Raw genomic sequence first — 22410 nt, forward strand, 5'->3', positions numbered from 1 at the left:
GCTGCCGATTTCGCGTTACGAAACCGTTCTACCCGCCCGGTAATTTCGTTTTTCACCCGCTTAATCCACACTATCTAAATTATAGTTACAGGACGACCAGTTCCGTCGTGAAGAACGACCGAAATGCATCCTCGAGCGCCGCCTTCGGCTTCCCCGTCGCGTCGACGGTGGCCGTCGCCGTCGGTTCGAGGCCGTGTTCGACCAGCCGTGAGACGACCTCGTCCTGGCCGACGAGGTACAGTGGGCCGTCCCGTCGGTCCGCAATCGCCTCCCGACAGCGCTCGAGGTGGTCGGCGATCTGGCCGTCGCGGATGCGCTCGAAGCGTCCCTGCGAGAAGCCCCCTTTCGAGTGGCTCCCCTTGACGTCGCTCTCGAACCCGCGATAGTCGAGGCGGTCGTCGCCGTCGTAGACGCCAAGGGAGAACAGATCCGCGCGGACGAGTGCGAGCGTGAACCGTCCGTGCGGGAGAAACCACGAGCGGTCGAACCGGAACCGATCGTCCCACTCGAGGTGCGGGCCAGCGGCGGTGCCGTCGCTCGAGCGTCGCGCGTCGAGTTCGGCGTTCCGAGGATTGACGGGTGGCGAGAGGGCGACCGCGACCAGTTCGGCGTCGTCGACGCACACGACGGCGGGGTCGAGCGTTTCGAGCAGCGCGATCCGCTCGTCGAGTACCTCCGTGAGAGCATCGGGTGCGGAATCGAGCCCGTCGTCTGCCGGTACCACCGCCGTCAGCGCCCCCTCCGGCCCCGTTCGAAACGACTCGAGGCGTTCGAGGACCGACGATAGTTCCGCGCCGCGGATGTAGTCGCGTCGCCGTGGGTCGATTCCGTCGCCGCCGTCCGCGTCCGCCTGGTCGGCCCAAAGCCGCTCGAGTTCGCCTTCGAGTTGTGCGATCCGATCCTCGAGCTGATTTTGCTCGCGTTCGGCCGTCTGCCGTGCCGTGACGGCCTTCGACCGGCGATCGGACTCGGCCTCGTACCGACGACGCAGTCGCTCGTTCTCCTCCTCGAGGTCGGCGATGCGGTCCTTGAGCGTCGCCCGCCCGAGCAACTCGTCGATCATCGACCGGATACGTGTATGGAGATTACTTTTAGGTCCCGGTTCCTGGTCCTGAACCAGGTCCCGACCCCGATCCTGGACCCGATTCCGACCCTCGTTCAGTCCCGGACCCGTCGTCGACGTCCTCACTCGCCAGCGCGTAGTCGCTCTGGTAGTCGCCCAGGCCGAGTCCGAGCAACTGTTCTGCCCGGTCGCGTCGCGCCAGGAATACCTCCCGGAGGCTCGGCGGGTTTCGAATTTGTGTCCCCTCGAGCATCGATTCGGGGACGGCAAGGGTATTCGTCGGGACCGAGTCGTCGCCATGGACGGCGAAGTGGCCCGACTCGAGTTTCATCACGAGCGGAGCGTCGAGGCGTTCGACTCCCTCGCCTGTCGTGTAGACGGCCTCGTTGATCCGTTCGTGTTGCGTTCGTTCCATGATGGCGTGGTCGCCGCTCACGGGCGTCACGTAGAGCCGACCGAGGTAGTAGCTTCGAGAGAAAATTTCGAACATGCTATCTGGTACCATGGAACGCTGTCGTATAACTATTCTGCGAATACCTTATCAGTGAGCGCTTTCAGCGTCCTTTCGAATGGCCCGACGCCGTTCAAGTGCGACGAACGGTAGGCGACTGCTCTGGGAGCGGTATCCGAATTACCAGTCGGCGGACGACGGTGCCCACGGGCGATTTGAACGCTCGAAACGGTTCGAACGGTTCTGGTGAACGCAAAAACGGTCCGAACGAAACTCCGTCTTTTTAGTCGTGTTTGGGGATACCTCGAGTAATGACTGCGACCCGTACCGTGGTGTGTCTCGTCGCTGTGGCCGTCGTCGGTCTCCTCGTCGCCCCAGCCGTGGCCGCCACCGGGGGGCTCGTGTCGCTCGCCAGCGAGAGCGAGTCGACCACGGCCGAGAATAGCTCGACGATGGGGGAGGAAGTGTCGACGTTCATGCAAGCCAGCTCGGTGAGTACTACTCACGCCGTCGACGATGGCATGTTCGAGGCAGCCTTCCAGAACGCCAGCGAGGAGCAGCGCGCCGCATTGATCGCTGAACGAACCGACGAGCACAACTCGACGCTCGCCGACCTGAAGGAGGAGTATCGGACCCTTCAGGAGCAGAAGGACGAACTCCACCCGGGCGAGTACAACGTCCGGATGGCGCGACTGACCGTCGAACTCGCGAGTGTCGACGACTCGATCAACCACACTGAACGGCGAGCGGCGGACGCCGGCGTCAACACGACGGCCATTCAGACGTTGCGGGGGAACGCGTCCGAACTGGCCGGTCCCGAGGTCGCCGAGCGAGCGAAGCAAATAGCGGGTATCGACCCGCCGCGGGGGCCGCCCGACCACGCTGGCGGACAGAACGGTTCGCCGGGAAACGGTCAGGAGAAGGGAAATGATGCCGGCCAGGGCGCTGGGCCGGGTGGAGACGGGAACGAACGCAGCGGCGAGGAGAAGGGACAGGATAACGGCGCTCCGGACGATCCAGGCGCCGGTTCCGGTGACGAGTCGCCGCCCGATACGCCCGACAAACGCGCCGACGACGAACGCGCCGATGACGACGAATCGACGACCGACGACTCCAGCGAGAACCAGGACACCAGCGAAACCGACGACTAGTCGACCAGCTCGTCGTGACTCCAGGTCGCACACCACTCTCTGTCTCGAATTTCCGTCGCTTGAGTAGATTCGTTCTCGAGCCTCACTTCGAACCGCTCCAAAACGAGAGACACGCTTTTCAGTACCCATCGCCAACACCGGATAGATGGACTCTGCTGCGTTGCTGGATCTGCTCGGGAACGAGAACCGGCGACGGATTCTGCGACTCCTCTCGCGAAAACCCTGCTACGTGACCGAGATCTCCGAGTACCTCAGCGTCAGTCCGAAGGCCGTCATCGACCACCTCAGAAAACTCGAGGAGGCCGGCCTCGTCGAGAGCCGCGTCGACGACCAGCGACGGAAGTACTTCCACATCGCCCGCAACGTTCGCCTCGAGGTGAACGTCTCGCCGTACGGCTTCGCCAGCAAGAGCGCCTATCCCGAGAACAACACCTTCGACATCACGACTTGCCGGCACCTCTCTCTCGACGTCTCCGGGGCGTCCTCAGACGGACTCGACGACCTCCTCTCGACGCTCGAGGACCTCGAAGTCCTGGAGAACGAACTCTCGCTCGCCCAGCGGTGGGTGCAGGGGCGACTCAGCGAGACGCTCGACCGTCTCTCGGAGGAGGTCGGCGTCGGCCAGGACAGTCGCATCCACGCCGACGTACTCTCGAGCGTTCGCCAGGAGCCCAAAGGGATCGACGAACTCGGACACGAGGTCGGGGCGCCGCGGGAAGTCATCGCGGATTTACTCGAGCGGTTGGCTGACGAGGGCGTCGTCCAGCGAACCGAACGTGGATGGGAACTCAAGACGGAGGCGTGAGCGGCGCCCGAAGCGGGGACGGGGGCGGGACCTGGACTGGGGCCAGGAATGAGGGCCGAAATCGGGACGGAAACGAGGTTGGAAACCGGAGCCGGGATGGAAACGCGAACCAAAACCGTAACCGGTACCGCGGTCGAACCCGAACCACTTTCACTCGTCGTCGACTCGAGTACTGACCCCACATCTATCCGTAGACTGCGCGACGAGCCATCTCCGCGGCGTTTTAATCGCGGTAATCCACTTTTACTTTCACTGTGGGGCCAAGGCGACGATACTTTTCACGTCGTCCGGTAGCTATGAGTGCGTCCGTTCGGCGAGCACCGGCGGGCGCTCCACCCCATGACTCGAGACTGCCCATCCCCCTGTCTGCAGCGGTATCGCTTCTACCAGTACCTGCTACTGGTCGAACTGATGTTGACGATCGTCGTCCTCGCGGTGTCGATCGCTACCGCGGTCGGCCTCCTCTGAGGCCCGTCCGCGAGGTGAGGACGAGATGAGCGGGGATCGAATACGAGGACGAATGCGAGGTCGACCACGAGGTCGAGCGCTAGGTCGACGCCGCATCGGTCCGCGCCCCACGCCGCCCCATCAGGGCGAGGTAGACTCCCGACAGGACGAGCAAAACCAGACCGATGCCGACCTCTGCGGCGCTCGAGCCGAGCAAGACGGCTCCCCAGCCGAAGGCGCCACCGGCGTGACCCAGCGCGAAGCCGTACTGACCGATCCAGGCGTGAACGATCGAACTGACGGCGAACGTTCCGGCCAGGACCCACATCGCGGCCGTCGTCGCGTCGACGCCGAGCACCGTTTCGGAGATGACCGTGCCGTAGCCGAGCACGAGCACCGCCAGGAGGAGTCCGAGCCCGATGATCGTCCGCTGGACCTCGAGCGACTCGCTCATAGCGATCGATATCGCCCGCGGCTCTCGCTGACCTCGCCGGCGCGAACGAGTTTCTCGAGGGCCTTTTGGACGTATCCTGCGTCGACCCCCCGGTCGCCCGCGTAGGCGATCACCTCGTCTTCGGTCGGCTCCTCGAGGTCCGCCAACGCCTGCTCGACGACGTCCTTCTTGCTCCCGCTTCTCGTCGGCTGGCGCGGGTCGCGTTCACCCGCGGCGGCGACCTCCTCGACGTCGAGACCCGACTCCTCGAGGTAATCCTCGTCGCTGACGACGCCGTCTGCGACCCGGCTCTCGAGGTCGGCGAAGGAGTCGACGCGGGCGAACGCTTCGCCCTGGCCCTGCCGGTTGGCGAGCATCGAGGCGCGCACCTCGCGGGCGTGGTCGGGGTCGTCGGTCTCGACGAACTTCTTGCGGCGCTCGTAGGGCTTGCGAGAGCCACAGCGGGGGCACTTCGTGGTCTCGGATCGCCCCTCGAGCAACCAGAGGTGAGAACACTCGCTGCACCCGACGACGGCGTACATGCGCTCTCGTTCGGGTCGAGTCCGGTTGAACGTTCGGGAACCGCGGCGAAAGTGAACGCGCTGCCGCGGCGCAAATCGTTACGGTGGTGGCCGTCCATTCGGACGCATGGATCACGTATCGCTGTCCGACCTCGAGACGATGGAAGCCGCCGACGGCGTCCACCTCGCGATCATGGCCGGGACCGACTCGATGAACGTCCAGCACTTCGAAATCGAACCCGGCGCGGCCGTCGAAGAGCACAGCCACCCCCACGAGCAGACGGGGTTCATCTACGAGGGCGAGTTGACGTTCCTGACCGACGGCGAGGAGGTCGTCTGCGAACCGGGCGACGCCTACGGCATCCCCGGAGGCCAGCCCCACGCCGCCGAGAACCGTGGCGAGGAGACGGTTCGCGGCGTGGACATCTTCGACCCGCCGCGGGAGAATCCGACCTGGCAGGAGTAGCGGCTCAGCCGTCGCTCGAGTCGCGATCATGGAGCCGAGAACGGTTAAGACGGTGGCTGGACTGCGTTTCGTTAATGGCAGACGAACCCCGCGGCGACGTCGGACTATTGGACGACGAGGGGATCCTTCCCGAGTACAGCGTCCTCCCGCTCGAGGCGTACCTCGACATGCAGCGGGCGATCGGGAACGAGTACCGATTTTCGCATCCTCAACACCCTCGTCGAGGCTGGTGCCATGAGCGCGACCGAGCTCCGGGAGGCCCTCGACCTGCGCGGGAACACCTTGCACTACCACCTCGACGAACTGGTCGACGTAGGGCTGGTCGAGAACCGGAAGCGGAAGACACCCGACAGCCGCGGCCTCCACTCGTATTACCGGGCAAGCGGGATGGGCGAGGCGATTCTCGAACACGGCATCCGCGAACTGCTTCGCCTGGAGTGAAAATCGCTCGAGACGTACGGCTCGGACGAATCAGCCGAGTCGCACGAACCAGACGAACCAGACGGCCCCTAGCGTCACAATCGAGCGATCTGGAATCACTCGCGCGACGATTTCCGCTCGAGTACCCCTAGATGAAGTATCCGTCTTCCGGACTGTTCACTTCACGGGCGTCTCTCTACGTTTAAGCGCTTGCTCGTGGTGTGTGTCACCTGAGCATGCCAGGAACACCCACGCTCCGACAGATGTACGAGGAGATGGTAACTGCGAGATACTACGAGGAACGCTTACAGGAGGAGTACCTCGAGGGGAAACAACCTGCCTTCGACATCTCCGCGGGGCCGATTCCAGGCGAACTACACCTCGCGGCGGGTCAGGAGGCGTCGGCTGCGGGCGTCTGTGCCCACCTCCGGGACACAGACACGGTGACGGCTCCGCACAGACCCCACCACGTGGCGATCTCGAAAGGCGTCGACCTGAAGCGCATGACCGCCGAGATTTTCGGCCGGGAGACGGGGCTGTCGAAGGGAAAAGGCGGACACATGCACCTGTACGATCCCGACATGAACTTCGCCTGCAGCGGCATCATCGCCCAGGGCTGTCCGCCGGCGGTCGGAGCCGCCCTCGCGGCGAAAAAGCGCAACACCGACGACGTGGCCGTTGCCTTCCTCGGCGAGGGCGCGATCAGCCAGGGCGGCTTCCTGGAGTCGCTCAACCTCGCGGCCGTCCAGGACCTCCCAGTCGTGTTCGTCATCGAGGACAACGACTGGGCGATCAGCATGCCCAAAGCGCGTGTCACCGACGTCGAGGACGGCTCGAGGCGGGCCGGAGGCTTCGACGTCCGTGGCGAACGCATCGACAGCGACGACGCCGTCGCCGTCTACGAGGCCGCGGAGACGGCGGTCGGTCGTGCGCGAGACGGCAACGGGCCGACGCTCCTCGAGGTGCAGGTCCACCGCCGGATGGGCCACTTCATGGGCGACCCCGAGGCCTACCGATCCGACGCGGACGTGGAGGCAGCACAAGAGCGCGACTCGATCGAACGGCTCGCGGACCGACTCCGCGAGCACGGCGTCGAGGGAGACGACCTCGAGGAAATTCGCGAGCGGGCACACGACCGGGTGGACGAGGCGATCGAGTGGGCGAAAGAGCAGCCCCAGCCGGACCCCGAGGACGCTTACGAGGACGTCTTCACGGACGCGCTCGAGGGGTGGCCTGAGCGCCCGGAGCGGGAACTCGCAGCGACCGACGGAGGTGAGCGGTGATGGCGCAAGCCGACGTACCCGACCCCGACGCAGCCGGGCGCGAACTGACGATGAGCCGAGCGATGGTCGAGGCTATCGCCCACGAGATGAACGAGAGCAGGGACGTCTTCGTCATGGGCGAGGACGTCGCCGACTACGGCGGCATCTTCGACTCGACCCAGGGGCTCCTCGAGGAGTTCGGGCACGACCGGGTCATGGACGTCCCGATCTCCGAGACGGGGTTCATCGGCGCGGGCCTCGGCGCGGCCATGCAGGGGATGCGCCCCATTGTCGAACTGATGTTCGCCGACTTCTTCGGCGTCGCGATGGACCAGATCTACAACAACATGGCGAAGACGGCCTACATGTCGGGGGGCTCGGTATCGGCCCCGATGGTCCTCATGACAGCCGTCGGCGGCACCTACAACGACGCCGCCCAGCACTCCCAGACGCTGTACGGCACCTTCGCGCACCTGCCGGGGATGAAAGTCGTCGTGCCGTCCACCGCTTACGACGCCAAGGGGCTCATGCACGCCGCGATCCGCGACGACGACCCCGTGGTCTACATGTTCCACAAGCGGCTGATGGGACTGGCGTGGATGCCCGCCCCCGAAGGGCCGAAAACCGGTGTTCCCGAAGAACCATACGAAATCCCCTTCGGCGAGGCCGACGTCAAGCGCGAAGGCGACGACACCACCATCGTCACCCTCGGCCTGCACGTCCACCGGGCGCTCGAGGCCGCCGCGGACCTCGCCGACGATGGGATCGACGCGGAGGTGATCGACCTCCGGACACTCGTTCCCCTCGATACCGAAACTGTCCTCGAGTCCGTCCAAAAGACCGGACGGCTGGTCGTCGTCGACGAGGACTATCGCTCCTACGGCGTCAGCGGCGAACTGATCGCCAGGGCAACCGAAGGCGCGCTCGAGGACCTCGAGGCGGTCGAACGGGTAACCGCGCCCGACACGCCAGTGCCGTACGCGCGCCCGCTCGAGGAGGAGTTCCAGCCGAGCGCGGCTGACATCGTTGCGGCCGTCGAGTCGGTTCGAGAATGAGCGTCGACCTCGATTCCGAGTCGATCTGGCCGGACGACGCCGAGGACGTGGACGAGGCTGTCGTCGCGACGTGGTTCGTCCGCGAGGGAGCGTCCATCGCGGAAGGCGACACCCTCTGTGAGATCCAGATCGAGAAGGTCAGTATCGACGTGTCGTCACCCGCTTCGGGGACGCTCGCGGAGATTCGCGTCGGCGAGAACGAGGAGTTCCGCCGCGGGGACTCGCTGGGCCGGATCGAGAGCGGATGAGCGGCGACTCGAGCGATCCCCTTCGAAAGCCGTACCTGCGCTCGAGTTCGACTATAAAAACCGATAGATAGAGCCGGGTTCCGCGCTCGAGAGGGTGTCTACGACAGTTTTTCGATGTTCTGGCGGCTTTGCCGCCAGAGTTCGAGAAACGAGCCTACGCGAGTTTCTCGATATTCTCGACGACGGCGTCGGCGAACTCGCTCGTAGCGACCTTCTCGCCACCCTCGATCTGGCGGTGGAGGTCGTAGGTCACGGTTCCTGAAGAGATGGTCTCCTCGACGGCGTCGCGCACGAGGTCGGCGGCGTCTTTCCAGCCGAGGTAGTCGAGCATCTCGCGGCCCGAGAGGATCATCGCGGTCGGGTTGACCTTGTCCTTGCCGGCGTACTTCGGCGCGGAGCCGTGGACGGGTTCGGCGAGACAGCGGCCGTGACCGAAGTTGGCACCAGGGGCGATGCCGAGGCCGCCGATCTGGGCGCCGGCGGCGTCGGACATGTAGTCGCCGTTGAGATTCATCGTGGCGATGACCGAGTACTCGTCGGTGCGGGTCAGCAGCTGCTGGAGCATGTTGTCGGCGATGCGGTCCTTGACGACCACGGTGCCCTCGGGCTGGTCGCCGTCGTGTTCGTCCCAAAGTTCGTCCTCGGTGATAACGTCGTCGCCGTACTCCTCCTCGACGAGTTCGTAGCCCCAGTCACGGAAGGCACCCTCGGTGAACTTCATGATGTTGCCCTTGTGGACCAGGGTGACCGAGTCGCGCTCGTTGGCGATGGCGTAGTCGATGGCCTCGCGGATCAGGCGCTTCGACCCGAACTCCGAGATCGGCTTAACGCCGATGCCGACCGGGCCGTCGTGGATGACGTCCGCGATCTCCATGTCTTCCTCGAGGAACGTACGAACCTGCTCGACTTCGTCAGTGCCGGCTTCCCACTCGACGCCGGCGTAGACGTCCTCGGTGTTCTCCCGGAAGGTGATCATGTCCATCTTCTCAGGTTCTTTGACGGGCGAGGGGACGCCGTCGATGTGGTAGGTCGGACGGACGTTCGCGTACATGTCGAGCGTCTGGCGCAGGGCGACGTTGAGCGAGCGGAAGCCAGCTCCCACGGGGGTCGTTAGCGGACCCTTGATCGCAACGCGGTGTTCGCGGATCGCGCTGACGGTGTCCTCGGGGAGGTTCTCGTCGTAGCGCTCGCGGGCGCTCTCGCCGGCGTAGACGCGCATCCAGGAGATCGATCGGCCGGTCGCTTCCGCGGCGGCGTCGAGTACTTTCTGGGCGGCGGGACCGACGTCGGTGCCGATGCCGTCGCCGTGAATAATCGGGATAATCGGGTTTTCCGGTACGTCGAGTTCGCCGGTTTCCTCGTCGGCGAGCGTAATTTTCTCCCCGTCCTCGGGGACCTCGACTTGCTCGTAGCTCATGATCGTTCGTAGGTGGTTTGCTCGGGGGTAAAAGACCTCCCATTTGGGCTGGCTAGCGCTTCACTTCTCGAGCACGTTCGCGTCTTGCGACTCGTCCGCGTTCGAGCCCCCGGCCAGCACGACCAGCCCCAGGACGACGGCGACCGCCCCGAGGAGTGCGAGCGCGAGCGAGAGCCACCGCGAGGAGAGCCACCCCTCCTCGAGGCCGAACCAGCTGACGGCGAGGATCGTAAACCCGAGGATGACGCCGGTCGTCCCCTCCGGTTCGCCGAACTCGTCGCTGGCACCCCAGTCGATGCGACTGGCGGCGATGGCGGTCATCGCCGCACAGAAGAGGATAAGAAACGCGACCGGGCTCATCGCCGGTCCGTACAAGCGGTGTCCTCCTAAGTGTGTGGGATTGTCTCGGATCGGGAGTTCGTTGCCACAGGACCGCCAACGGGATGGCAAGAATCATCTGGGTTCCGAAACCGCCTCACAGTATGTCCTCTCAACTGCAGGTCATCGTCCACGGCGGCGCTGGAACCGTTCCCAAAGAGCCCGAATCTAGACAAACTGTCCTCGAGACGGCCGCGAACGCGGGCGCCGAAAGCGAGACGCCAGTCGACGCCGTCGAGAACGCGATTCACGTCCTGGAGTCCTCGCCCCGATTCAACGCGGGCGTCGGCGGCGCCATCCAGAGCGACGGTGTCGTCCGAACCGATGCGGGGATCATGACCGACGACCGACGCGTGGGCGCGGCCTGCTCGATGCCCGGCGTCGAGCACGCCGTCAGCGTCGCCCGCCTGGTCATGGACGAGACGCCCCACGGGTTCGTCTCGAGCGAGCACGCGGTCGCGCTCGCGGAGGCGTACGGGATCGAGACGGGCGTGGACCTCCGCTCGAAACGCACCCGGGAGAAGTGGGCCGACCTCGAGGCCCCTGACGGCGGCCCGAAAGCCCAGCTCGAGTGGATTCGCGACCAGTACGGGCAATCCGACCCCGACGGCCGGGACGATCCGAAGGATCACGACACCGTCGGCGCGGTCGCCTTCGACGGCGAGCGGATCGCGGCGGCCACCTCCACGGGCGGGCGCTGGCTCGCCCTCGCCGGTCGCGTTGGCGACGTCCCGCAGGTTGGTTCGGGCTTTTACGCCTGCCCCGCCGCCGGCGTGAGCGCGACGGGTGCCGGCGAAGACATCGCCCGGGTCACCCTCTCGCGGCGCGTCGCCCGCCACGTCGAGCGCGGTCTCGACGCGCAGGCGGCCACGGACCTCGCCATCGAGGAGTTCGGCGAGTTGACTGGCTCGAGCGCTGGCGTGATCGCCATCGACTCCCGTGGAGGGATCGGCGCGGCGTACAACAGCGACGCGATGCAGACGGCTCGAGTGAGCGCGTCGAGCCGGTAGTGGCCGGATTGCAGAGTTCTTCGCTCGAGTAAGAATCTCGAGGACGAGCTACCCCAGCTGCGGCACGCCCGCCGCCTCGAGCGCCGCCCGCCGCTCCGCAGTCGTCAATCTATACGGCTCGAGTTCGTCCTCGAGGTCGCCGAGGGCCGCCCGGCGACGCTGGTGGTCGGCCAGGAATTCCGAAATTCGGTCGGCGGCGAGTTCCTTGAGTTCGCCGCTGAGGAGGCACCCGTCGTGATAGTCGGCCGCGACGTCAGCGAGGCGGTCGTCGTCCGGTTCGAACCCGTAGCGCAGGTACTGGAAGGCCACGTCGACCGTGGGATCGCCGCCGTGTTCGCGATGGGCCGCGAGGCTCGAGCGGCCGCCGCTGTAAGCGTGCTCGCGGATCGTATCGGCGACGATTTCTGGACTATCGGTCAGCTCGATCAACGGTGCCGCGCCCGAGGAACTCATCTTTCCGGGCCCCTCGAGACCGGGGAGGAATCGACCGAGCAGGGCGCCCGGCTTCTCGACCGGCAGCGCCTCTCTGGCGGCGACGTCCCGGCAGACCCGGACGTGGGGATCCTGGTCGACGGCGATGGGGACGAGGGTCGGTTGGCGACCCGAGACGAGTTGCGGGAGCAGGAGGTGAGTCGCCTGGACGGCGGGGTAGAACTGCAGGCCAACGGTGTCTTGCTCGCCGTAGACGGCCTCGACGGTCGCCGGAGTGAGGTGTTTCGACAGGCGAACGGCAATCGGGTAGACCACGTCGGCGTCGGCCGTGTCGATCACGATTCGAGTCCGCTCGGGATCGAAGCCCACCGCCAGCAGATCGCGCAGGTTCTCGCGCGTAGCCTGGCCGATGGACGCGAAGGACTGACCCTTCGCGAGGAACTTCTCGTCGTCAGAGACCGACAGGTACACCGTGGCGCCGGTCTCGCGCTGGATTGTCCGCGCGAGGTAAAACGGGAGGACGTGACCCAGGTGCATCGGTCCCGAGGGACCGCGTCCGGTGACGATTGCGTGCGGGTCGCCCGCTTCGGCAGCCTCGAAGACGGCGCCGTCGTCGCGGTGCTCCCGCTCGGTTCTCACGGCGTGCTGGGTTTCGAAACGACAAGCGGAACGCTCGAGCCGTTCAGCGTCGACCTCGCGCAGATCCTCGCGGCAAACGTCGAGGTCGCCCTCGATCGAGCCGAACGCGAGGCCCGACTTCAGTCCCAGAACGAACGACTCGAGCAGTTCGCGAGCATCGTCAGCCACGACCTCCGAAACCCGATGAGCACCGCGCGGGGCTACCTCGAGGCCTATCGCGACAGCGGCGACCCCGCTCACGCCGACGAGGTCGAACATGCCCTCGACCGGATGGAACGGCTCACCGGCGAGATGCTCGAACTCGCCCGTCACGGGCGGATCGTCGATTCGGTCGAACCGGTCGACCTCGCCGCCGTCGTGGATCGAGCCTGGCGAAACGTGCCGATCGACGATGCCGTCCTCAAGCACGATCTCGAGGGCGTGACCTACGGCGATTCGGAACGCGTCCAGGCCCTCGAGAATCTGTTTCGAAATGCTGGGGAGCACGGTCTCGAGCGAACGGCAGGAGGAGGTCGAATCAGGGTCGAGCGAATCCCCCGCGGCTTCGCCGTCGAGGACGACGGGCCAGGGATTCCCGACAGCCGAAAGGACGAGGTGTTCGACCTCGGGTACACCGGGTCAGTCGACGGCACCGGATACGGTCTCTACATCGTCGAACAGATCGTCACCGGCCACGACTGGTCGATCCGGGTCGCCGACGGCGAGGACGGCGGTGCTCGGTTCGAAATCACGGGACTCGAGTTCGACTTGTAGCGGCGCCGGTCGCTGTCGTTGCCTCTCGAAACTGCCGTTCTCACCCGAGCCTCGAGAGCACGCGTTCGAGTAGTGACTCCGTCTCCGTCTCTGCCTTCGTCTCCGTTTTAGACTCCCGGACCGCTCGCTCGCCGCCCGCTTCCCGCTCCTCGAGTACCCGCTCGTAGTGGTCGATCACGACCTGGTTTCGCCGTCGTTCGGCGCGCACTAGACGCTCGAGAATCGCGACCTGCTGTCGGAGGGTGCGCTCGTCGAGTTCCCGTCGGTCAGAGGCCTGATCGCCCAACGCGTCGCCGTCGGTGCCCTGGCGCGTAAACGCCGCCTCGACGTTGACGCTGGTTTCGGTTTCAGTTTCAGCTTTAGTTTCGGTGTCGGTCCCTCTCGCCGGCTCCTCGTCACCTGCTTTCGACCCGTCCGCTTTGAGCTCACGGAACGTGACAGCCATTGGGTCTCCTGCTACCACACACCTTGCCAAAAAGGTCAGTCAGTCACCCGTCAGACGCGTCTGACGGGCGGCGGTCGCTCGGCCCTCGGCAGAGCATCGACTCCGATCGATATGCGAGAGAAAACGATCGGTGGGAATCTCCGAGCACGTACGAAAATCGTCCATTATCCCCTCGAGGCCACGAGTCGAATCACGAGCTGGAGCACGTGGACGAAGACCCCGGCGACGGCGATGTAGACGCCGATGGTCTGGAGGGCGACCGAGGCGTTGCGTTTGTCCCGAACCTGCCAGATCTCGTAGCCGAGTCGGAGCAAGAAGCCGAGGAAGATCAGGACGAAGCCTGCCAGCAAGACGGGTTCGACGAACGTCCCGATCAGGATGGCCACCACGCCGCCGATGAAGGCGTACGTGGCGAAGCGACCCCAGGACTCGAACGTCTTCGAGCGGGCGTATACGTAGGTGGCGATCACGGCGGTCACGACGGCGACGACGACCGCCGTGACAGCGAGAATCTGTGGTTGCTGGGCTCGAGGCACGAATCCCAGTACGCCGGCGCCGAAGACGCCGAAAGCGAGTTGCAGGATCACCATGCCGACGAAGGCGATGCCAAGGTTGCCCCCGGAGACGCCGCGTTCGGCGACGATCTCGCCGCCCGTGATCGCGGCCCCGTAGACGAGGACGCCGACGATGGGGAACTGGAAGAGGTACGCGTTGGCCTCCTGGAGCGGGGTGAGGACGACGGCGTACATCAGCGCGACGTTGATCGCCATTAGAATCGAAGCTCCACCGATGACCTGCAGTTCTCTGCTCGAGAAACCGGTTCCGGTGTCGGTTTCGTACGGCGAATCGACGCTCATGGGTGCGCCTACGTCGTCTGTACGGAAAACGTTGCGTCTGGAACACTCGAGGGTGTAGGTGGATTCGAGCGCCTGTACCTGTTCTGGCGGCGAATCGCGCCCCGCCTCAGTCCTGGACCGCCCAGCGATCGGAGTACGCCGTCCCGCACGTGCACTGGGCGTAGGCGTGGACGACGTCGCCCTCGGCGTAGATGCCGCCGACCTCCTCGTTCTGTTCCTCGGCGAACGCGAAGACGAACTGGGTGTCGTGGTCGCCGTCCTCGAGTTCGTCCGGGCAGGTCCCACCAGCGAGATCGTCGTCGATGATCCCCTCGTGTTCCATCGCCAGCCTGGCGAACTCCATCGCGCCGGTGCCGGTCGCCGCTTTGAACGCGTTTCGGCCGCGCTCGCCGTCGATGACGATCAGGACGCCACCCTCGACGGCGTCGCCGTACTCGGCGAGTCGGTCGTCGGAGACGTAGGAGTCGGCGAGAAAGAGCGCCACGTCCTCCGGTCGTTCGCCGGCGAGAAACGCCTCGCGTGCCTCGGTCATACCACGTTCGAGGAGGTCACGGGTGAAAAATGGCGCGCACTCGAGCGAGGGTCAGTGAACTCGAGCCGAGTGCGGTAAAAGGGAAAACCGGTCGTCGTCGATCAGTCGCCGTGTTGCGGTTCGTGTTCGAACGAACGCGCGCTCGAGCCGGCGTCGAGTCGCTCGGCCCACGTCGGGGAGACGGTTGGGGCCAGTGCGAAGAACGTGACGATGGACACGAGCGAGACGAGTGCGATGCTCGCGACGATGGCGATTGCGGTCGTCGGATCGGCGGACAGGAAGGCCAACATGGTGATTGGGTATCGATCGATCGTACGGAATCGACCCATATGAGCGTTACTTTGTCCGAAAATTATCGTTAATAATTGTGATTGTGGAACGGTATCGGGCGCCGTGGGAAGATGACTCGAGGGGGAATCGATTCCAGCCCGATCGCAGCCTACGACGCTGGACGGTGCTGGTTATATCCTAACTGCTGAAAGGCGTCGAGCGCGGACCTATAGCTGCTGGACGGCCCAACTAGGCCTACAGCCGCTGGACGGCCCCAATCGCCGCCGACAGCGACGGCGCTTCGAATATTTCGCGGCCGACGTAGGCGTTCGTCCCGGCACAGTAGATTGCTCGAGCGATGTCGATTACGTCTTCGTCGAGTGGCTGGGGCTCCCGTTCGCAGAGGGACTTCCAGTCGGCGACGTCTTCGGCCCTGGCGCGTTCTTTCGCGTCGGTGACGGCGTCGACCCAGTCGGGCTGGGTTCGCTTGTGGTGCTGGCGGATGACCTCCTTCGAGAGTTGTACCCCCTCGTAGCTGAAGCGGTTCTCGTCGAACGTGCCGACGACGTCGGCGACGCGAATCTCGCCCCGGTAGTAGAGACACTCGATCTTGCCGTCCTGGTGGACGAGTCCGGCCTTCTCGGCCTGTTCGGTGATTGCGTGATTGACTTCGCGGGCGACCGCCTCGAGTACCTCGATGTCCGCTTTACCAGCGATGACGTCGGCCTCCTCCCGGGAGAGGTAGCGATCGCCCTCCTCGTACTTCGTCGAAAATTCGACGATCGGCGTCTCGAGGTCGACCGCGCCCTCGGGCCAGGTGTCGAACTCGAGGCCGTGGTCTTCGGGGTCGGTTCGTCGGCGCAGACTCGAGCCGATCGGCACCTCGTTGCGGAAGACGATCTCGAGAGGAATTAGGTAGTTCTTGCCGGCCGCAGCGTGGTAGGCGTCGTAGTCGTAGGTACGACCCTCGTGAGGCAGGTCGGGGACCTGGGTGAGGTCGATCGCCATCTCGAACGGCGGACGAGTGGCCGCCTCGAGGGGGATCACCGAGCCGTCCTCGACGACGCCCTGGTAGTGCGTCGGGACACCGGCGTCCTGGAGCAGTTCGAAGTTGTACGCGCCCATCGTACAGAGGCTCGCGCCCTTGTCGGGGATCTGATTGGGCATCTTCCCCCAGTCGAAAACGGAGTAGTCGTCGGTGAAGACGAACGCGCCCGACCCCAGTTTGTCGGCGGTCGCTTCCTCGTCGATGCGGAACTCCTTGACGCTCGTCACGCGTGCCACCCCCGAACCGTGGGCCGGTTCGTCGGGTTGGATTCTCGGGTGCTCGTCGGTGCCGTCGTCGCGAATGTGCGCGTGGGTCCGGAGAGAGCCACTAGGCCGCCGTGCATACTCGAGATGCCAGTACGGGCGCCTAAAAGGTTTCAGTATCGGTTCGAGTTTAGTCGTCGAGTTGGGTCGCCTCGGCCGTCATCGACTTCTCTGCTTTCCTGGCTCTCCCGACTCCGCTGACTTCCCGGCGACCGACTTTCCGTCGAGGGCGTCGCGTTCGCGCGCACTCGAGTCGCGCTCGACCGGGTCGCCGTATCCGCCGCCGCCCGGCGTCTCGACGGTGACGGTGGTGCCGGCCTCAACGTCGACCGTCGTCTTCGCGGGGACGACCCTTCCGTCGATTCGGTTTTCTCCCGTGGCGCCGTCCGCGCCGCCGCTCGCGCCGCGAGGAGCGAGTCGCCGTCGCTCCGTGAGCAGGGAGACCGTCGCGTCGACCTCGACAGTAATAGAGCGCTCGAGGCCAAGGCCGCCGCGATAGCGCCCGTCGCCGCCGCTTCCCGCTCGGAGGGCGTAGCGCTCGACGCGCATTGGGTAGGCCGCCTCGAGGGCTTCGATCGGCGTGTTCAGGGTGTTGGTCATCCCGACCTGGACGCCGTCGACGCCGTCGCGGTCGGGGCGGGCGCCGAACCCGCCGCCGATGGTCTCGTAGTAGGTGAAGCCCTCGGCGTCGCGACTGCCGATAATCAGGTTGTTCATCGTGCCCTGGCTCTGGGCGGGCACACGCCCGGGGACGGCTTCGGCGAACGCCGAGAGCACAACGTCCGTCATCCGCTGGCTCGTTTCGACGTTTCCGCCGACGACGGCCGCTGGCCGGTTCGGGTTCAGAACGGATCCCGCTGGTGCACGCACGGTCACCGGCTGGTAACAGCCGTCGTTCGGCGGAATGTCCGGGTCCGTCACGGCCCTGAGGACGAAGTACACCGCGCTCCTGGCGACCGCCAGCGGCGCGTTCATGTTGCCGGCCACCTGGTTGGCCGTCCCCGCAAAGTCGACGTCCACCGTCGCCCCGTCGACCGTGACCGCCACCTCGAGCGGAATCTTCGACTCATCGATGCCGTCGCCCTCGAGCCAGTCGCGTCCCCGATAGGTACCGTCGGGAATCGCCTCGAGTTCGGTCTCGATCCGCTCTCGAGAGTACTCGATGACGCCGTCGAACGCCGCCTCGAGGGACGCCCGACCGCGTTCGGCGACGAGTTCGCGCACCCGGTCGCGGGCCCGGTCGGTCGCGGCGAGCTGGGCACGGAGGTCCGCCCGGCGTTCGGCGGGGTTGCGGACGTTCGCCAGCGCGAGCGACAGCACGTTCGTGTCGACCTCGCCGTCGACGACGAGCCGCGTCGGCGGCAATCGCAGCCCCTCCTGGTAGATCTCGGTCGCTCCCGCGGGCATGCTCCCCGGGGTCATCCCGCCGACGTCGCCGTGGTGGGCTCGTGTGACCCCGTAGCCGACGATATCGCCGTCGACGTCGATCGGTGCGACGATCGTCACGTCAGGGAGGTGCGTTCCCCCGGTAAACGGATCGTTCAGGACGTACGCCTCACCTGGTTCAGGGTCGCGTTCGCGTACCGCCCGCACCGCCTCCGGCATCGCCCCAAGGTGGACCGGGATGTGCTCGGCCTGGGCGACCATCCGGCCCTCGGCGTCGAACAGCGCCGTCGAGCAGTCCCGCCGCTCCTTGATATTCGGGGAGTAGGCCCCGTGGATCAACACGTGCCCCATCTCCTCGGCGATTCCCTCGAGCCGGTTTCGGAGCACCTCGAGGGTCACGGCGTCGAGGGTCACGGGCGCTCACCTCCGTTGGTCCCGGTTTTCTGGCCGGGCTCGTTCATCCGTTCGCGCTCGAGGACGAGTTCCCCGTTCTCACCCACCGAACCGGACCACCCCGGCGGGACGACCGTCGTGCTCTCCTCGTCCTCGAGGACGGCCGGCCCCTCGAGCGTCGTGCCGGGAACGACGGCGTCTCTGACCAGAATCGCCGCTTCGTGGGCCTCGCCGTCGAAGAAGACCGTTCGAGACCCGAGTGCGTCCTCGTCCTCTCCCTCCCCCCGTCCCTCGTAACGGATCGACGGTGCCTCGCGGCTCGCGCGGACCGTCACCCCGAGCGCGACCAGTTCGATTGGCTCGTCCATCCGGTAGCCGTAGGCGCGCTCGTGGGCCGCGCCGAAGCGCTCGCGGACGGTCGCGATGTCGACCGGGTCGTCGACGCGCACCTCGAGTTCGAAGCTCTGGCCGGCGTACCGGAGGTCGGCGCGTCGCTCGACGACTGGGTCGCCGCTGGAGTCGACGTCCTGGAGCGCGTCGGCTGTCAGGTCGGCGTAGATTTCCTCCAGGACCTCGCGGTCGGCCGCCTCGAGCGGCGTTCGGTGGGTTCGCACCCGGTCGTGTTTCTCGTCGGCGTCGAGCAGGCCGTATGCCGAGAGCACCCCGCCGGCGAGGGGGATCACGACGCGATCCATCCCGAGCCGGTCTGCCACGGCGGCGGCGTGCATCGGTCCGGCGCCGCCGAAGGCCACGAGGCCGAACTCGCGAGGGTCGTGGCCGCGCTCGACGGTCACCGATCGGATGGCGCGAGTCATCGTCGCGTTCGCGACGCGGTAGACCCCGGCGGCGGCCTCGCGGGCTGACTCGAGCCCCGCCTCCTTTGCCAGTTCCACGAGCGCGTTCTGGGCGGCGCCGACGTCGAGGGAAACCTCGCCGCCGAGGGTCGCGTCTTGGCCGAGGTAGCCGAGGACGACGGCCGCGTCGGTGACGGTCGGTTCGGTCCCCCCGCGACCGTAGCACGCCGGACCGGGGTCGGCGCCCGCCGACTCGGGGCCCACCCGAAGGGCGCCGCCGGCGTCGACCCACGTGATCGAGCCACCGCCGGAGCCGACGGTCGTCACGTCGACCATCGGCGTCGCGATGGGGTGGCCGGCGATTTCAGCTGACGTAGTTCTGGCGACTTCGCCGTCGCGGACGAGGCTCACGTCGCTCGAGGTACCGCCCATGTCGAAGGTGACGAGCCCCTCAAGACCCGCGTCCGCGACTGCGGTCTCGGCGGTCGCGGCCGCCCCGACGACGCCCGCCGCCGGCCCCGAGAGCACCGTCGTCACCGCCCGTTCACGGACGGCGTCGAGGTCTGCGATGCCGCCGTTGGACTGCATCACCCGCGGTTCCGGGAGACCGGCGGCTCGAGTCCGTTCGACGAGCCGTCCGAGGTAGGCGTCGATCGCCGGGCAGACGTAGGCGTTCGCGACTGTCGTCGAGGTCCGCTCGTACTCCCGGAACGCGGGGAGCACCTCGTGGGAAGCCGACACGGGCACCTCGAGTCCCTCCCGTAGTCGGTCCGCGACGGCGGCCTCGTTCGCGGGATCCGCGTACGCGTGGAGAAACGAGACGGCCACGCTCTCGATCTCGGTCCTGGCTTCGGCGAGGCAGTCGACCAGGTCGTTCACGTCCTCGAGGGCGACCGGATCGACGACGCCCTCGGTCGTCGCCCGTTCCGCGAGTTCGAACCGACGGCGGCGAGGGACGAGCGGGTCGACCCGCTCGACCGAGAGGTCGTACAGCGACGGGCGGTCCTGGCGACCGATCTCGAGGACGTCGCGGAACCCCTCCGTCGTGACCAGTGCGGTCGTCGCGCCGTCGCCCTCGAGGAGCGCGTTCACTGAAACCGTCATCGCATGGGTGAACGTCTCGACGGACTCGGGCGAGAGCGACGCCTTCTCACAGACCTTCTCGATCCCTGTGAGGACGCCCTCGCTCTGATCGGCCGTCGAGGGGACCTTCGCGGTCGTCAGGCCGTCCTCGGTCGCCAGGACGACGTCGGTGAACGTGCCGCCGACGTCGACGCCGACGTGCGTCGTCGCGTCCATCACCGCGCCTCCGCCGTCTCCGCTGGTCCCGCGAGGGGCTCGTTCGGACTCATATCCGGTCTATACGAGACGACCTCAAAAAGCGTTGGCAGACCTTCGAGGCACGTCGACGGTGGCAGCCGAAGTGAAAGACGGTGGACAGCGGAATCGGCCACTTTCACCACGTTTTTCCTGCTCTGCGTCCATCGTACCGACGATGGAACCCCCCGTCACCGACGCCGACCTCGCCTTCGAGCACGTTCCCGAGACGGACCAGTCGTTTGAGAACGCCCTCGAGAAGGCGCGGAACGGGACGCGGCTCACGGTCGACGACGCTGTCGAGTTGTTCACGACGGGGACCGACCGCGAGGGGATCGACCGCCAGCGCAAGGAGCGGGTGCTCGAGGCGGCCGACCACCGCCGCCAGGCCGTCGTCGGCGACGAGGTCACCTTCGTCGCCAACCTCAACAACAACGTCACGACCGCGTGCAACGTCGGCTGCCTCTTCTGCAACTTTAAGGACGCCGCCCACACCTTCGAGCGCGACTACGACGGCCTCGAGACAGCCGGGTTCACCAAGACGCCAGCCGAATCGCGCGAAATCGTCGCCGACGCCGTCGAGCGCGGGATCTACGAGGTGACCTCGGTCTCGGGACTCCACCCCGGGTTCGCCCTCGACGACGAGCACCTCGAAATCCTCGAGGCCCACCCGGACCCGAAGGCGGTCAACTACAAGCCGCCCGCCACGTACGAAACTGATCTCGGCACCTACGCCGACCAGCTCGAGGCGATGAGCGTCGACGGCGTCCACGTTCACTCGATGACCCCCGAGGAGGGATACCACGCCCGGCGGGGAACCGACTGGTCCTACGAGGAGGTGTACGGCCGACTGCAGGACGCCGGGCTGGACACGGTTCCGGGAACCGCCGCCGAGATCCTCGTCGACGAGGTTCGCGACGTCATCTGTCCCGGGAAGATTCGAACTGACGACTGGCTCGAGGCCATGGAGGCCGCCGCGAACGTCGGTCTCGGTCTGACAGCGACGATCATGTACGGCCACGTGGAGAACGAGGCTCATCGGGCGATGCACCTGCAGGAAGTCAGGGACCTCCAGGAGCGCGTCGACGGCGCCATCACCGAGTTCGTGCCCCTCTCGTTCGTCCACCAGAACACGCCGCTGTATGAACACGGCGTCGTCTCGGGCGGGGCCAGCCGCGACGAGGACGAACTCATGATCGCCGTCTCGAGGCTCTTTCTCGACAACATCGACCACGTCCAGTCCTCGTGGGTCAAGTACGGCGACGAGGGCGGCCTGAAGATGCTCGCCTGCGGTGCCGACGACTTCATGGGGACGATCCTCTCCGAGGAGATCACGACTCGCGCCGGCGGCGAACACGGCGAGTTCCGATCCTTCGAGGACTACGTCGACCTCATCACCTCGATCGGTCGCGTGCCGGTCGAACGCTCGACGGACTACCGGGAGCGGCGCGTGATCGACCCCGACGATCCGCCGTTCGGACCACGACTAGGGCCGAAGGCCGACGGGACGCCGCTGCTCGAGGACGAACGGGCCACAACCGGCGTGGAATCGATCCCGGAGTAGGCCACAGCGACCGGGTCACGGGTGAAATCGATCGTGCAGGATTTCTGACTCGAGACTCACAGGTTTGCTATTCGACGATGAGGTCGAGACACGTGGCCAGCATTCAAACTATAAAATCTATAGTATGTGAGCGGGTATGACGCTCAAGCGGCAGTTTCCCGCGAGCGGACACACGGACCCGTACACGAGTCCAACGGTCGGGACATCGAACGCCGGGAGGTCTATCACGGAAGCGCCTGAAGTGGCACGTATGAACCACCTCGCACCCGCCACCGGCGCCGAGAACCGCTGGCACCTGCCGAACCACGCCCACGTCGTCGTCTACGAGCGGAGCTCCGGCAAACGCGGGTTGCTCACGATCTACGACTGCGGGGCAGCCCAGAAACCGCCCTCAGCTCAGTTGCTCGGAACGCTCGAGGCCGTAGACGCACGCGCCGAACTCGAGGACACGCCGACGGGCCGAGTCGTCAGCCTACGCGAGCCGGGCGTGCTCGAGGCCCTCGACGGCGACCGGTATCGCATTCGGCGACGATAAGAGACGATCTCGGGGCGACCTCGAGTCGGCGGCGAGGTCAGCCAGAAATCCCGAA

The 22410-nt window shown here is 66.1% G+C and carries 25 protein-coding genes and 1 pseudogene; 12 read left to right on the plus strand and 14 right to left on the minus strand.

The genetic code is table 11. The features are described 5' to 3' along the window. Nucleotides 1-85: 85 nt before the first annotated feature. Both NGM29_RS04225 and NGM29_RS04230 read right to left on the minus strand, forming a co-directional pair. Nucleotides 86-1063: a Vms1/Ankzf1 family peptidyl-tRNA hydrolase gene (locus NGM29_RS04225; RefSeq protein ID WP_254159158.1), complete on the minus strand. Its 978-nt coding sequence runs from the start codon at nt 1061-1063 to the stop codon at nt 86-88. Between the two features lie 28 nt (nt 1064-1091). Further along, nucleotides 1092-1553 (minus strand): DUF5802 family protein, encoded by a 462-nt coding sequence (locus tag NGM29_RS04230; protein ID WP_254160404.1) that lies wholly within the window; start codon nt 1551-1553, stop codon nt 1092-1094. Nucleotides 1554-1825: 272 nt separating this feature from the next. Between NGM29_RS04230 and NGM29_RS04235 the strand changes: the two genes are divergently transcribed. From NGM29_RS04235 to NGM29_RS04245, 3 genes are all read left to right on the plus strand, one after another. Next, complete coding sequence (locus NGM29_RS04235) at nt 1826-2665, plus strand: hypothetical protein (protein WP_254159159.1); 840 nt, start codon at nt 1826-1828, stop codon at nt 2663-2665. 145 nt (nt 2666-2810) lie between these two features. Continuing rightward, on the plus strand, nt 2811-3470 hold the full coding sequence (locus NGM29_RS04240; protein WP_254159160.1) for an ArsR/SmtB family transcription factor: 660 nt from the start codon (nt 2811-2813) through the stop codon (nt 3468-3470). Between the two features lie 300 nt (nt 3471-3770). Further along, entirely contained in the window at nt 3771-3938 is a 168-nt protein-coding gene (locus NGM29_RS04245; RefSeq protein ID WP_254159161.1) for a hypothetical protein, read from the plus strand. A gap of 79 nt (nt 3939-4017) precedes the next feature. Here the strand turns inward: NGM29_RS04245 and NGM29_RS04250 are convergent, their stop codons facing one another. Both NGM29_RS04250 and NGM29_RS04255 read right to left on the minus strand, forming a co-directional pair. Next, nucleotides 4018-4371 (minus strand): hypothetical protein, encoded by a 354-nt coding sequence (locus NGM29_RS04250; protein ID WP_254159162.1) that lies wholly within the window; start codon nt 4369-4371, stop codon nt 4018-4020. Next, the gene (locus tag NGM29_RS04255; RefSeq protein ID WP_254159163.1) at nt 4368-4892 is read right to left on the minus strand and encodes a DUF5817 domain-containing protein; all 525 of its coding nucleotides are present in this window, start codon (nt 4890-4892) and stop codon (nt 4368-4370) included. The genes NGM29_RS04250 and NGM29_RS04255 overlap by 4 nt, the downstream gene beginning before the upstream one ends. A gap of 106 nt (nt 4893-4998) precedes the next feature. On the opposite strand from NGM29_RS04255, the gene NGM29_RS04260 reads away from it, so the two are divergent. The 5 genes and pseudogenes from NGM29_RS04260 to NGM29_RS04280 all read left to right on the plus strand — a co-directional run bounded on the left by NGM29_RS04260 (nt 4999) and on the right by NGM29_RS04280 (nt 8322). After that, nucleotides 4999-5337: a cupin domain-containing protein gene (locus tag NGM29_RS04260; RefSeq protein WP_254159164.1), complete on the plus strand. Its 339-nt coding sequence runs from the start codon at nt 4999-5001 to the stop codon at nt 5335-5337. Nucleotides 5338-5411: 74 nt separating this feature from the next. Then, a pseudogene (locus NGM29_RS21405) lies at nt 5412-5778 on the plus strand (helix-turn-helix domain-containing protein). Between the two features lie 242 nt (nt 5779-6020). Continuing rightward, nucleotides 6021-7040, plus strand: coding sequence for a thiamine pyrophosphate-dependent dehydrogenase E1 component subunit alpha (locus tag NGM29_RS04270; protein ID WP_254160406.1), 1020 nt, complete (start codon nt 6021-6023; stop codon nt 7038-7040). After that, nucleotides 7040-8074 (plus strand): alpha-ketoacid dehydrogenase subunit beta, encoded by a 1035-nt coding sequence (locus tag NGM29_RS04275; protein WP_254159166.1) that lies wholly within the window; start codon nt 7040-7042, stop codon nt 8072-8074. Before NGM29_RS04270 ends, NGM29_RS04275 begins: the two co-directional genes overlap by 1 nt. Further along, the gene (locus NGM29_RS04280) at nt 8071-8322 is read left to right on the plus strand and encodes a lipoyl domain-containing protein (protein ID WP_254159167.1); all 252 of its coding nucleotides are present in this window, start codon (nt 8071-8073) and stop codon (nt 8320-8322) included. The genes NGM29_RS04275 and NGM29_RS04280 overlap by 4 nt, the downstream gene beginning before the upstream one ends. Before the next feature lie 154 nt (nt 8323-8476). On the opposite strand, the gene icd is transcribed toward NGM29_RS04280, so the two are convergent. Further along, on the minus strand, nt 8477-9739 hold the full coding sequence (gene icd, locus NGM29_RS04285) for an isocitrate dehydrogenase (NADP(+)) (protein ID WP_254159168.1): 1263 nt from the start codon (nt 9737-9739) through the stop codon (nt 8477-8479). 60 nt (nt 9740-9799) lie between these two features. After that, entirely contained in the window at nt 9800-10099 is a 300-nt protein-coding gene (locus NGM29_RS04290; RefSeq protein ID WP_254159169.1) for a hypothetical protein, read from the minus strand. Between the two features lie 134 nt (nt 10100-10233). Between NGM29_RS04290 and NGM29_RS04295 the strand changes: the two genes are divergently transcribed. Further along, nucleotides 10234-11127, plus strand: a complete 894-nt coding sequence (locus NGM29_RS04295) for an isoaspartyl peptidase/L-asparaginase (RefSeq protein ID WP_254160408.1) — start codon at nt 10234-10236, stop codon at nt 11125-11127. A gap of 48 nt (nt 11128-11175) precedes the next feature. On the opposite strand, the gene trpS is transcribed toward NGM29_RS04295, so the two are convergent. Next, on the minus strand, nt 11176-12321 hold the full coding sequence (trpS, locus tag NGM29_RS04300) for a tryptophan--tRNA ligase (protein ID WP_425499248.1): 1146 nt from the start codon (nt 12319-12321) through the stop codon (nt 11176-11178). On the opposite strand from trpS, the gene NGM29_RS04305 reads away from it, so the two are divergent. Next, a complete protein-coding gene (locus tag NGM29_RS04305) occupies nt 12202-12951 on the plus strand; it encodes a sensor histidine kinase (protein ID WP_425499219.1) in 750 nt (249 codons plus the stop codon). The two genes, trpS and NGM29_RS04305, sit on opposite strands and share 120 nt — an antisense overlap. A gap of 40 nt (nt 12952-12991) precedes the next feature. On the opposite strand, the gene NGM29_RS04310 is transcribed toward NGM29_RS04305, so the two are convergent. From NGM29_RS04310 to NGM29_RS04340, 7 genes are all read right to left on the minus strand, one after another. Beyond that, nucleotides 12992-13396 carry a hypothetical protein gene (locus tag NGM29_RS04310; protein WP_254159172.1) on the minus strand — a complete coding sequence of 135 codons (405 nt, stop codon included), beginning with the start codon at nt 13394-13396 and terminating at the stop codon, nt 12992-12994. 164 nt (nt 13397-13560) lie between these two features. Then, nucleotides 13561-14253 carry a hypothetical protein gene (locus tag NGM29_RS04315; RefSeq protein WP_254159173.1) on the minus strand — a complete coding sequence of 231 codons (693 nt, stop codon included), beginning with the start codon at nt 14251-14253 and terminating at the stop codon, nt 13561-13563. 106 nt (nt 14254-14359) lie between these two features. Beyond that, nucleotides 14360-14785: a DUF5807 family protein gene (locus NGM29_RS04320; protein ID WP_254159175.1), complete on the minus strand. Its 426-nt coding sequence runs from the start codon at nt 14783-14785 to the stop codon at nt 14360-14362. Nucleotides 14786-14886: 101 nt separating this feature from the next. Beyond that, nucleotides 14887-15114 (minus strand): hypothetical protein, encoded by a 228-nt coding sequence (locus NGM29_RS04325; RefSeq protein WP_254159176.1) that lies wholly within the window; start codon nt 15112-15114, stop codon nt 14887-14889. Between the two features lie 196 nt (nt 15115-15310). Next, a complete protein-coding gene (locus NGM29_RS04330; protein WP_254159177.1) occupies nt 15311-16330 on the minus strand; it encodes a phosphoribosylaminoimidazolesuccinocarboxamide synthase in 1020 nt (339 codons plus the stop codon). 195 nt (nt 16331-16525) lie between these two features. After that, nucleotides 16526-18166, minus strand: a complete 1641-nt coding sequence (locus NGM29_RS04335; RefSeq protein ID WP_254159178.1) for a hydantoinase B/oxoprolinase family protein — start codon at nt 18164-18166, stop codon at nt 16526-16528. Next, nucleotides 18163-20238, minus strand: coding sequence for a hydantoinase/oxoprolinase family protein (locus NGM29_RS04340; protein ID WP_254159179.1), 2076 nt, complete (start codon nt 20236-20238; stop codon nt 18163-18165). Before NGM29_RS04340 ends, NGM29_RS04335 begins: the two co-directional genes overlap by 4 nt. Nucleotides 20239-20434: 196 nt before the next feature. Between NGM29_RS04340 and cofH the strand changes: the two genes are divergently transcribed. Together cofH and NGM29_RS04350 are read left to right on the plus strand one after the other, a co-directional pair. Then, nucleotides 20435-21820 (plus strand): 7,8-didemethyl-8-hydroxy-5-deazariboflavin synthase subunit CofH, encoded by a 1386-nt coding sequence (gene cofH, locus NGM29_RS04345; protein ID WP_254159180.1) that lies wholly within the window; start codon nt 20435-20437, stop codon nt 21818-21820. A 250-nt stretch (nt 21821-22070) separates the two neighbouring features. Beyond that, nucleotides 22071-22355 (plus strand): hypothetical protein, encoded by a 285-nt coding sequence (locus NGM29_RS04350; RefSeq protein WP_254159181.1) that lies wholly within the window; start codon nt 22071-22073, stop codon nt 22353-22355. The last annotated feature ends 55 nt before the right edge of the window (nt 22356-22410 follow it).

It is taken from the genome of Natronosalvus rutilus (assembly GCF_024204665.1).
In the GTDB taxonomy this organism is placed as follows: domain Archaea; phylum Halobacteriota; class Halobacteria; order Halobacteriales; family Natrialbaceae; genus Natronosalvus; species Natronosalvus rutilus.